Consider the following 10,805-nt stretch of genomic DNA (forward strand, 5'->3'; position numbering starts at 1 on the left):
GGGGGAAGGGGTTTGGGGGGGGGTTTGGGGGGGGTTTCTTTGGGTTTTTTTTTGGTGCGGGCCCCCCCCTTCACTGGGGGGGGGGATCGGCCCCCTTGTTGTGTTCTGGCTCCCCCGAAGCCATACTTACCCAGGGCTTACGCGCGGCGCCCCGGCGTGGCCCCCGGGGCTCAGGCCCCGAAGCTCTTGCCCACGGGCTTGCCCTTGCCCCCCTTGCCGACGAGGTAGGCCGGCAGCAGGTCGCGGGCCGGCTCCCGGTAGCCGACCGAGACGATCTTGTCGCCCTCGAAGGTGAAACTGGTCAGCGAGGCCAGCGAGCACTGCCGGCGCCGCGGGTCGTGCCACAGCCGGCGCCGCTCCACGAAGGAGCGGACGATCCAGATCGGCAGCTGGTGGCTGACGCAGACCGCCTCGTGCCCGCGGGCGGCGTCCCGGGCCGCGCCGAGCGCACCCATCATCCGCACCACCTGGTCGAGGTACGGCTCGCCCCAGGAGGGCTTGAACGGGTTGGTGAGGTACTTCCAGTACCCCGGGTTGCGCAGCGAACCGTCGCCGACACCGAAGGTCTTGCCCTCGAAGACGTTCTCCGCCTCGATCAGCCGCTCGTCCACCGCGACGTCCAGGCCGTGCGCCTTGGCGATCGGCGCGGCCGTCTCCTGGGCGCGCTCCAGCGGGGAGGTCACCACGTGGGTGATGTCCCGGCCCGCCAGGTCCTCGGCGACCCGCTCGGCCATCTCCCGGCCCAGCTCGGACAGGCGGTAGCCGGGCAGCCGCCCGTACAGCAGGCCCTCCGGGTTGTGCACCTCACCGTGACGCATCAGGTGGACGACGGTGATCTCTTTGGCGCTCACTTCTCAACTGCTCCTGGGGCTCGGAAGGTGGGCTCAGGCCGCGGCCGTGGCGGCGGCAGCGGCGCGCGCGGCGGCGGGCAGGGCGGCGGCGATCCGCTCGATCGCCCGCGCGTCGTGGCTCGCCGAGACGAACCAGGACTCGAAGGCGGACGGCGGCAGGTAGACGCCCTCGGCCAGCATCGCGTGGAAGAAGGCGGTGAAACGGTACGCCTCCTGGGTCTTCGCCTCGTCGTAGTTCGTGACGGCGGCCTCGGTGAAGAACACCGAGAACATGTTCCCGGCGGTCTGCAGCCGGTGCGCCACGCCCTCCTTGGTGAGCGCCTCGGAGACCAGGCCGGAGACCTCGGCGGCGACCGCGTCCACCGTCGCGTACACCTCGTCGGTGCAACCGCGCAGCTGGGCCAGGCCCGCCGCGGTGGCGACCGGGTTACCGGACAGGGTGCCCGCCTGGTAGACCGGGCCGGCCGGGGCCAGGTACGCCATCACGTCGGCGCGACCGCCGAAGGCCGCGGCCGGGAAGCCGCCGCCCATGACCTTGCCGAAGGTCAGCAGGTCCGGCGCCCAGCCCTCGTCCGCCGCCTCCAGGCCGTACCAGCCGGCCTTGGAGACGCGGAAGCCGGTCATCACCTCGTCGGAGATGAACAGCGCGCCGTTGTCCCGGCAGAGCCGGGCCAGGCCCGCGTTGAAGCCGGGCAGCGGCGGGACGACGCCCATGTTGCCGGGCGAGGCCTCGGTGATCACGCAGGCGATCTCGCCCGGGTGCGCGGCGAAGGCCTGCTCGACGGCGGCCAGGTCGTTGTACGGCAGCACGATGGTGTCGCCGGCCTGGGCACCGGTGACGCCCGGGGTGTCCGGCAGGCCGAAGGTGGCCACGCCGGAACCGGCGGCGGCCAGCAGCGCGTCCACGTGACCGTGGTAGCAGCCGGCGAACTTGACCACCTTCGCTCGGCCGGTGAAGCCGCGGGCGAGGCGGATCGCGGACATGGTGGCCTCGGTGCCGGAGGAGACCAGGCGAACCTGCTCGACCGGGGCGACCCGGGCGACGATCTCCTCGGCCAGCTCGACCTCGCCCTGACCGGGCGTGCCGAAGGACGTGCCGCGGCCGACCGCCCGCTGGACGGCGTCGATCACCGCGGGGTGCGCGTGGCCGAGGATCATCGGACCCCACGAGCACACCAGGTCGACGTACTCACGGCCGTCGGCGTCGGTGAGGTAGGGGCCGCTGCCGGACACCATGAAGCGCGGCGTACCGCCGACCGCACGGAAGGCGCGCACCGGGGAGTTCACGCCGCCGGGGGTGACCACGGAGGCGCGGTCGAAGAGCGACTGGGACTGGGGGGCTTCGTAGGGGTAGCTCACGTGAGACATGGTCTCAAATCGTGTCCTTGAGCTCTGCATGTCCGACCCGATCATCTGGAACGATGATCCTGGCACCGTTGTCTGTACGGTTGTCCGTGACGGATGCCGGTGACGGTCGTCCGAGGCGGGTGTTCGTGCCGGCTGTCGTGACCGGAGTCGTGACGGGTGTCGGCAGGCGGGGCCGCTGGCGGCACCGGAGCACGGACCAGTCAGACTGTGTGCCCAGAGTGCGCGAGCGCTCCGGTTGGGTGCAGGGGTGTGGAGAGGACTGCCGCGTACCGCGAGTGGGTACGGCGGCGCATGACGGGTAAGGAGCACGTCCGGCGGGACGCCGGACGTGCGGGGGTCTGTCGATTCCGGCGAATTCCGGTGAGGATGGTCCGAGTGTCCGAGGCGCAGGACGGTTACGACGAGGCCGCGGGGGGCTCCCGCAGGCCCGCCGAAACCGCACGCGGGGGTACGGGAGCGGGTACGGGTCGTGGTCGTCGCGGCGGTGAGAGGCGGGGTGAGGGACGCGTGGGGGTGACGTACAAGTACTTCGGCGCACCGGACCGCGCCACCGCCGCCAGAGTCCCCACCGCGCTCGGCCCGGGCGGTCTCGGCCTGGACGCCGGCGAACTCGGCGCGCTGGGGCGGCTCGGCGACCTGATGGAGACCAGCGGCTCGCCGACCGGCCACCTCTCCACCAAGATCAAGCCGGAGACCATGAGCGCCATGGTCCTCACCGGCATCCAGGGCGTCCCGCTGCACCAGGTCCCGCCGCTGGAACTCGTGGTGCTGCACCCCGACTACGCCGTCGTCCAACTCCCGCACAACGTGGTGGAACCGCTGCGCAAGGCCGACGAGACCGAGCTCGGCGCGGCCGCGTTCATCTGGTCCACCGTCCCGGACCGGCGCGGGCCGCGGGACGCCTTCGTGATCTACAGCATGCTGCACGAGTGGCAGGACTTCGCCAACCGGCTGCACGAGGCCGGGCATCAGCTGTACTGCCTGGTCTGGCCGTAGGGCACGCCCGACGCGCCGAACCCCGATCCGGTGAATCCGGGTCGGGGTCGACTTTTTGACCGGCCGTCACCTCCTGACGGGCGGTCGGAGCATCACCGCCGCCAGCACCAGCGCCAGTGCGAGCAGCCCGGCGGCCACCGCGAACGCGAGGCGGAAGCCGCCGGTGAGTGCCTCGGGTGCGGAGTGCCCGGCGGCGAGCAGGGCGCCGGTGCGGCCGTCGGCGAGGGTCGTCAGCACCGCGACGCCCAGCGCGCCGCCGACCTGCTGGGTGGTGTTGAACAGTCCGGAGGCGGTGCCCGCGTCCTCCGGGCCGGCGCCCGACATGCCGAGCACGGCGAGCGCGGACAGCACCAGTCCGCCGCCGCCGATCAGCAGCATGGTCGGCAGCAGGTGGGCGGTGTAGTCGGCGTCGGACGGCAGCCGGACCAGCAGGGCGAGCGCGGCCACCAGCATCGCCAGGCCCGCCAGCAGCACCGCGCGCTCCCCGAACCGGGCACTCAGCCGCGCGGAGAGCAGCAGCGACACCGCGGCGATGGCGACCGCGGCCGGCAGCATCGCCAGACCGGTGGCGGCGGCGCCGTAGCCGAGGACCTGCTGCATATAGAGGGCGACCAGGATCTGGAAGGCGAACATTCCGGAGATGGTCAGGATCTGCACGGCGTTGGCGCCGGAGACGCTGCGGGAGCGGAACATCCGCAGCGGGAGCAGGGGCTGGGCGGCCCGGGCCTGGCGGAGCAGGAAGCCGGCCAGCAGGGCGACGGAGAGCGCGCCGAGCCCGAGGGTACGGGCCGAGGCCCAGCCGTGGGCTCCGGTGCCGACGATGGTGTAGATGCCGAGCATCAGGGCGGCGGTGATCAGCGCGGCGCCCAGCGCGTCGGCGCCGGCCCGCAGGCCCGGGCCGCGCTCCGGCTCCAGCACCCGGGCGGCGAGGAGGGCGGCGGCGAGGCCGAGCGGCAGGTTGATCAGGAAGATCCAGTGCCAGTTGAGGGCCTGGGTGAGCACGCCGCCGAGGACCTGGCCGATCGAGGCGCCGGCCGCGCCGACGAAGCTGAACGCGCCGATCGCCCGGCCGCGCTCGCCCGGCTCGGGGAAGAGCGTGACGATCATGCCGAGGCTGACCGAGGAGGCCATCGCCCCGCCGACGCCCTGCAGGAAGCGGGCGGCGATCAGCGTGCCCTGCCCGGTGGCGAGGGCGCAGAGCAGCGAGGCGACGGTGAAGAGGGCGAGCCCGGCGACGAAGACCCGCTTGCGGCCGATCAGGTCGCCGAGCCGGCCGGCCAGCAGGAGCAGCCCGCCGAAGGCGATCAGGTAGGCGTTGACGGTCCAGGTCAGGTCGGCGGGCGAGAAGTGCAGGTCGTCCTGGATGGCGGGCAGCGCCACGGTGACGATCGAGCCGTCCAGGATGATCATCAGCATGCCCGCGCAGAGCACCGCGAGGGCCAGGGTGCGGGAGCGGGCGGGTCGGGCCGGCGCCGTGTCGGGCGCGGTCGGGGCGTACGTGGTCATGGCGGGTCTCCCGGTTCGTCGAGTACCGGGAAGGACGCTATCAGATTGTTTTGTTCGGGACTATCTATCTTCGGAGCAGATCACCGAGACGCGGACGCGGACGCGGTATGGCTCACTGGCCGCGGGAGCGGCGGGCGCGGCGGACGGTGCGGTCGCTCTCGACCGGTGCCGCCAGGTGACCGTCCACCAGGCGGGAGAGGGCGGAGACGAACGCGTCCTGCTCGGGCTGCGGCAGGGATTCCAGCAGTTCGCGGTGGACCCGGTCGGCGATCTCGGTGCCCTTCACCACCGCCCGGGCGCCCTCCTCGGTGACCGAGATGATCCGGGCCCGGCGGTCGGTGGCGGACGGGCGGCGCTCGGCCAGACCCGCCTTTTCCAGCTCGTCCACCGTGACCACCATGGTGGTCTTGTCCAGGTCGGCCAGCTCGGCCAGCTGGATCTGGGTGCGCTCGGCCTCCTGGGCGTGGAACAGCACGCAGTACGCGCGCGGCGTGATGCCGAGCTCGGTGAAGGCGGCCGCCATCCGGGTCGCCAGGACGTGGCTCGCGTGGTCCAGCAGACCGGAGATGTCGCGGATCCGGCGCACGGGCGGGGTCGTCGTCATGCGTCCGAGGTTAGCAACGACCCGTCTGCTGGCGGATGATCCCGTTGTCAACCACCGGCGGCTACGGGATGCCCAACTCGAACAGCGCATACCCCGCGTACCAGCCCGCCGCGAGGGCCGGCATCGCGAACAGGCCGATCAGCGAGGAGGTCCGCACCCGGCGCAGCGCCACGGCCAGGCCGATGAACAGCGGGAAGGCCGGCAGCAGATAGCGGGAGATGTTGCCGAAGATCTGGTTGCTGCTCAGCGCGAGCACGACGGTCATCGCCGTGTACACCCACAGCACCAGCGGCGGGCGCGCCCGCCACAGCAGCACCAGCAGGCCCGGCAGGGCGATCAGCAGGGCGATGGCGATCAGGTCCGGGACGGGATTGGACTGCCAGAAGGTCCAGTGGCCGGTGATCACGTCCAGCATGGTGCGGACGGTGGAGGCGCCGTAGTCGAAGTAGCGGTTCCAGGCGCCGCGCTGGAGCTTGAAGTAGCCGCCCCAGTCGCCCATCCGCCAGCCGACCCAGGCGACGTAGCCGATCAGGCCCCACGGGGTGATCAGCATCGCGGTCAGCGGCCGGGCCACCCCGTCCGTACGGCGGATCAGCGCGACCAGCGCGGCGATCGAGACGGCGGCGATCAGCGCCGCGGCGGTCGGCCGGTTCAGACCCGCGACCAACGCGAGCAGGCCGGCGACCGGCCAGTGGCGGGTCATCACGCAGTAGCAGGCCCAGGCCGACAGCGCGACGAACAGCGAGTCCGAGTAGACCGCCCACTCCACGCCCGAACCCGGGAACAGGCCCCAGATCACCGCGGCGATCACGCCGGCCCGGAAGCCGCCCAGCCGCTCAGCGATCGCGAAGATCCCGGCCGCCGCGACCAGCGAGGCGACCACCGAGACGACGATCCCCGAGCCGTACGGGCCGAGCCCGGTGACCGCGCCGACCAGCCGCATCAGCCAGGGATAGAGTGGGAAGAAGGCGGACGAGTTCTCGTAGTAGGTGGCCAGCGGGAAGCCGTGCAGCGGGATCAGCTGGGGGTCGTAGCCGTTCTCGGCGATCCGCTGGTACCAGACGCCGTCCCAGGTGCCCAGCACGTCCCAGGCGTGGACGCCGCCGCCGCGGCCGACCTGCTTCGTCAGGTAGTCGCCGGTGTGCTGAAGCAGCATCAGGAAGACGGCCAGGCCGATCCCCTTGACCACCGCGTACGCGCCCAGCGCGGGCGCGAAGCGGTCCACCAGCCCCCTCAGCCGCCCCGGCGCGGAACCCGTCCGCCCCTCGGACCGCTCCGCCGCCGGCGCCGGCGGCGCCCCGGATCCGGCGCTGGACGACGCCGTGCTCGATGCCGTGCTCATGTGCTCTGAGTACTCCCCGCCACGCTCGAGGGTGCGCGCAGCTCCGGCGCAACGATTTTCCCGTGAGCCTACGACACGTCCTCTTCCGCCACCCCGTCCCCCGCCGTCCGGCCACCCGGCCGCGCCCGTGAACGGGTCCGCCGCCGCTCCTCCCGCAGGGGGGGCGGCGGCGTACCGGAGCCACGTCCGCGTCAGCCGTGGACGTACACGATGCCGAGCTTGGTGAGTTGCCAGAGTTGGGTGGGGGCGCCGGTGGCCTGGTCGAGCTGGATGTACGGATCGCCCTTGGCGTCGAGGGTGGTGCCGGCGGCGAGAACCTTGGTGGGGTCGGCGGAGTCGGCGATCTGGTAGCTGCCGTTGCCGGCCGGCTTGAAGATCCAGTGCTGGTTGGCGCCGCCGTTGCAGCCCCACTGCTGTATGCGGGTGCCGGGGGCGGTGGCGGCGGCGTTCGCGTCCAGGCACATGTCGCGGTTGCCGCTGAAGTCCAGTTCGTAGCTGCCGCCGGCCTTGGCCTCCAGGACGAAGGACTGGTTCAGCCCGCCGGTCGCCGGGTAGCTGATGGCGGCCCGGCCGTTGGTGGAGTCGCCGTAGGTGCCCCCGCCGCTGAGGTCGAGGACGTTGCCGGTGGCGGTGTTGGTGAGCTGGTACCAGGAGCCGTCCTCCGGAGTGTCACCGAAGGGCTTGCCGGGGGTGAGCGGCTGGATCGAGGTGGTGTTCTGCTGGTTGAGGCTGCAGTACGCCTGGGTGAGGTCGGGGCGGGCGAAGAACTGACCGAGGCAGACGCCCTCGCCGCGGTAGCCGGCCACCCGCAGGTGGTACGACTGGCGGACCATGTTCATGCACAGCCCGGGGATGCCGATCTGCGAGTCGCAGCCGTTGCGCGCCCACTCGGAGAGGTTGATGACGTCCCCGTTGGTGTACTCGTACGGCGAGCTGGTCCACTCCGCGCACACCTCGTGCCCGAAGGCGACTCGCCGCTGGTCCAGGTACCGCACGCCGGGCACCTGTTCGGCCGCGCCGCGCAGCATGTCGCTGAACGCCGGCACCACGAAGTCGTGGCCCCAGGCGAGGTCCTCCGGGAAGGCCGGGCAGCCGTCCGCGATCTTTCCGACGTAGTCGTTGCGCCGGATGTCCGGGGTGATCGGGTCGAAGTACGACTGGTAGACCAGCTGGTACGAGGAGTCGGCGTAGCCGGCCCTGCGCATGGTCTGCCGGATGTTCTGCAGCGCGGCCACGACCTTGGGCTGGACCCGCTGGGCGCGCCGGCGGATCTCGTCACTGCCGATGGTGTCCCGGCAGCCCTGGTCCTTGGGGATCGGGAAGTACTGCGCCAGGCAGTGCATCATGATGCCGCTGAAGTCGAAGTCGTCGTTGGCGCCGATCGTGACGACGACCATCTTGACGTCGTACTTGCCCGCGGCGTCGGCGAGTTTGACGTCCTGTTTGGGCTCGCCGTAGTCGCCGCTGCCCGAGCCGGTGATCTTGGCCAGCTCGGGGTCGCTCACCAGGTCGCCGGTCTGGGCACCGGAGCAGGCGAGGTCGATCGGGGTGACCCCGGGGATGTCGGTGACGAAGATTTCCGACTTGGGATGCCGGTGGCAGTAGTCGGTCGCGGTGTCGGTCTCGGGGAAGTAGCCGTCGTTGGTGTCGGTGCCGGCGCCCTCCCCGGAGATGGCGCTGTCGCCGAGGGCGACGATCGCGGCCGGGCGGGTGGCGTCGGACGGCTGGGTCGGGGTGGTGTCGGCGAGGGCGGCGGGGGCGCCGGCCAGGCCGAGGGCGGCGACGAGGACACCGGTGGCGAGCAGCGCCGCGGACCGGGAGGCGCCCGTTCGCGTCCGCCGCGCCGCTGGGGTGCGGAACCTGATCACACGCGACTCCTTGCGGGGGTGGGGGGACCGCCCGGGCGGTGGCGCCGAGCGGCGCGGAGCAAGGGAGGAGCAGGAAAGGTGAGCAGGTCTCACATTCTAGGTACTGACAAGTAGGACAACAAGGCTTGTGACAGCAGCCGCCGACACCGGGGTGACGCGGCGACAGTTCCCCGGGCACGAAGAGAGCCGCCGTCCCGCGCCCCAGGAGGGAAGCGCGGAACGGCGGCTCTCACCGGCCGAACCGGGGGTGGACTCAGCCCGCGTTGACGCAGTGGTTGCCGAACGCCGGGTTCAGCAGGCCGATGATGTCGACGGTGTTGCCGCAAACGTTGACCGGGATGTGGATCGGCACCTGGATCTGGTTGCCCGAGACGACACCCGGAGATCCGGCGGCGACACCCTCGGCGCCGGCGCTGGCCATCGCGGTACCGGCACCGGCGGCCACGATGCCCGCCACGGCCGCGCCGACGGCAGCGGTCTTCTTGATGCTCATGCGAGCCTCCTGACTGTTCAACAGAGATGCACGGGGAGTGCGACATCTAGAACGAGACCCGTCCGGACCGGTTGCGACGGTGCGCACACTGTCACCCGTCCGGCCCAACGGGGCCGCGGCGACCGGCATTCGGGTGATCGACGGACCGGACCGTTTCCCCCCGCGCGCTGCCTCGTTCTCCTTCACGGAAGACGGTCCATCCGGCCCTACTCATGAAACGAGTACCGCCCATGCGCAGCTCGCCCACGGCCTCGTCGGCACCGAGGCCCCCGGCAAGTCTGTCGACGTGGCGGGCCCCCCAGAACCCGGCGTCCGGCGACACCGCCTGAACGCCTGACCGGGAATTCCTGGTCGCGCCTTCGCCCGAACTTCTCCCGGCCGTGCGGGAATCGTTCGCCAGGCGCTTGGAAGAACGCGGCGGCTGCGTCGACGCCCGAGCCATGGGCGGAACACGCCGGTGTACGCCGCCGGAGTGACAATCACGGCAATCCCTGAAGACATCGGGTCAGTATTCGTGCTCGCCCGGCACCCGACACACGCGTTTCCGTCGGGCAGAAACTCGAGGAGAATCATGCGCAACTTCAAGAAGGCCGCGGTCCTGTCGCTGGCCGCCACCGGCCTGGTGCTCGGTACCGCCGGCGGCGCGTTCGCCAGCGCGGGCGCCGAGGGCGTCGCCGCCGGCTCCCCCGGCGTCATCTCCGGCAACCAGCTCCAGGTGCCGATCCACATCCCGATCAACCTGTGCGGCAACACCATCGACATCATCGGCCTGCTGAACCCGGCGTTCGGCAACAGCTGCGCGAACGTCGGCTGAAGCCCCGCGGTCGCCGCACCGGCGACAGCTGATTCACCGAGCCCGTGTCGTGCCCCGCAGTGCCGGGGCCCGGTACGCTCCACCCGTGTGTGATCGAGGAGATCAACCCCCATGCAGAACGTGAAGAAGGCCGCCGTCCTCTCCGCCGCCGCTGCCGGCCTGGTGCTGGGTGCGGCGGGCTCCGCCGCCGCGAGCGCGGGTGCCCAGGGCGTCGCCGCCGGCTCCCCCGGCGTCATCTCCGGCAACCAGCTCCAGGTGCCGGTGCACGTCCCGATCAACCTGTGCGGCAACACCATCGACATCATCGGTGCCCTGAACCCGGCGTTCGGCAACAGCTGCGCGAACGTCGAGATGCACCCGAAGCCCGCGGACGACTGCTGATCCCCGATCGGCACGTGTTCCGGCCGAACTGCCCCCCGACCAGCCGGCCGGGGGGCAGTTCGGCATCCCCGGACGACTTCCGACCGTCCGGGCAACCGATCCACCGAAGGGTGATCCGCATGGTTTCGATGAAGAGCGGCGCGGGTCTGGCCGCCGCCGTGGGTGCCGCGGTGCTGCTCGGCGCCGGTTCGGCGCAGGCCGCCCCCGCGGGGGGCCCGGCCACGCTCGCCAAGACCGACGTCGGTCAGGCGCTGGCCGGGACGACGGCCGGCCTCGGCTACGGCGTGGCGCCGATCAAGAGCCTGCGCCTGGACCCGTGGGCCAACTCCTCGGCCGACGTGCTCAACAACGGCGCGACCGTCCAGCCGGACCAGGGCCTGGCCCCGGTGGGCACCGGCACGCTGACCGGTCCGCTGAGCGCGGGCGGCGGCGTCAAGGACCTCCCGCTGGCCGGCGGCCTGACCGGCGTCCTGCCGGGCTGAACCGACCCGGGGGGGGGGGGGGGGGGGGGGGGGGGGGGGGGGGGGGGGGGGGGGGGGGGGGGGGGGGGGGGGGGGGGGGGGGGGGGGGGGGGGGGGGGGG

General features: G+C 72.0%; 11 protein-coding genes. 4 read left to right on the forward strand and 7 right to left on the reverse strand.

All coding sequences use genetic code 11. The annotated features are described in order from the left end of the window. Window positions 1-170 precede the first annotated feature (170 nt). A complete protein-coding gene (locus tag ACZ4WV_RS04510) occupies window positions 171-818 on the reverse strand; it encodes a histidine phosphatase family protein (RefSeq protein ID WP_465742695.1) in 648 nt (215 codons plus the stop codon). A 66-nt stretch (window positions 819-884) separates the two neighbouring features. Then, a complete protein-coding gene (gene hemL / locus ACZ4WV_RS04515) occupies window positions 885-2,219 on the reverse strand; it encodes a glutamate-1-semialdehyde 2,1-aminomutase (RefSeq protein ID WP_465742646.1) in 1,335 nt (444 codons plus the stop codon). A gap of 366 nt (window positions 2,220-2,585) precedes the next feature. Between hemL and ACZ4WV_RS04520 the strand changes: the two genes are divergently transcribed. Then, the gene (locus ACZ4WV_RS04520; RefSeq protein ID WP_465742648.1) at window positions 2,586-3,215 is read left to right on the forward strand and encodes a hypothetical protein; all 630 of its coding nucleotides are present in this window, start codon (window positions 2,586-2,588) and stop codon (window positions 3,213-3,215) included. A gap of 66 nt (window positions 3,216-3,281) precedes the next feature. On the opposite strand, the gene ACZ4WV_RS04525 is transcribed toward ACZ4WV_RS04520, so the two are convergent. From ACZ4WV_RS04525 to ACZ4WV_RS04545, 5 genes are all read right to left on the reverse strand, one after another. Beyond that, on the reverse strand, window positions 3,282-4,721 hold the full coding sequence (locus ACZ4WV_RS04525; RefSeq protein WP_465742650.1) for an MFS transporter: 1,440 nt from the start codon (window positions 4,719-4,721) through the stop codon (window positions 3,282-3,284). 112 nt (window positions 4,722-4,833) lie between these two features. Beyond that, entirely contained in the window at window positions 4,834-5,325 is a 492-nt protein-coding gene (locus ACZ4WV_RS04530; RefSeq protein WP_465742652.1) for a MarR family winged helix-turn-helix transcriptional regulator, read from the reverse strand. Between the two features lie 61 nt (window positions 5,326-5,386). Beyond that, window positions 5,387-6,550, reverse strand: a complete 1,164-nt coding sequence (locus ACZ4WV_RS04535) for a hypothetical protein (RefSeq protein WP_465742654.1) — start codon at window positions 6,548-6,550, stop codon at window positions 5,387-5,389. 308 nt (window positions 6,551-6,858) lie between these two features. Continuing rightward, window positions 6,859-8,535, reverse strand: coding sequence for an RICIN domain-containing protein (locus tag ACZ4WV_RS04540; RefSeq protein ID WP_465742656.1), 1,677 nt, complete (start codon window positions 8,533-8,535; stop codon window positions 6,859-6,861). 253 nt (window positions 8,536-8,788) lie between these two features. Further along, window positions 8,789-9,028 (reverse strand): chaplin, encoded by a 240-nt coding sequence (locus ACZ4WV_RS04545; RefSeq protein ID WP_465742657.1) that lies wholly within the window; start codon window positions 9,026-9,028, stop codon window positions 8,789-8,791. A gap of 571 nt (window positions 9,029-9,599) precedes the next feature. On the opposite strand from ACZ4WV_RS04545, the gene ACZ4WV_RS04550 reads away from it, so the two are divergent. From ACZ4WV_RS04550 to ACZ4WV_RS04560, 3 genes are all read left to right on the forward strand, one after another. Then, the gene (locus ACZ4WV_RS04550) at window positions 9,600-9,842 is read left to right on the forward strand and encodes a chaplin (RefSeq protein WP_465742659.1); all 243 of its coding nucleotides are present in this window, start codon (window positions 9,600-9,602) and stop codon (window positions 9,840-9,842) included. Between the two features lie 111 nt (window positions 9,843-9,953). Further along, window positions 9,954-10,223 carry a chaplin gene (locus ACZ4WV_RS04555; protein WP_465742660.1) on the forward strand — a complete coding sequence of 90 codons (270 nt, stop codon included), beginning with the start codon at window positions 9,954-9,956 and terminating at the stop codon, window positions 10,221-10,223. Window positions 10,224-10,342: 119 nt separating this feature from the next. Beyond that, window positions 10,343-10,705: a hypothetical protein gene (locus tag ACZ4WV_RS04560; protein ID WP_465742661.1), complete on the forward strand. Its 363-nt coding sequence runs from the start codon at window positions 10,343-10,345 to the stop codon at window positions 10,703-10,705. Window positions 10,706-10,805 lie beyond the last annotated feature (100 nt).

The sequence above is a fragment of the Kitasatospora sp. NPDC029312 genome (assembly GCF_055569215.1).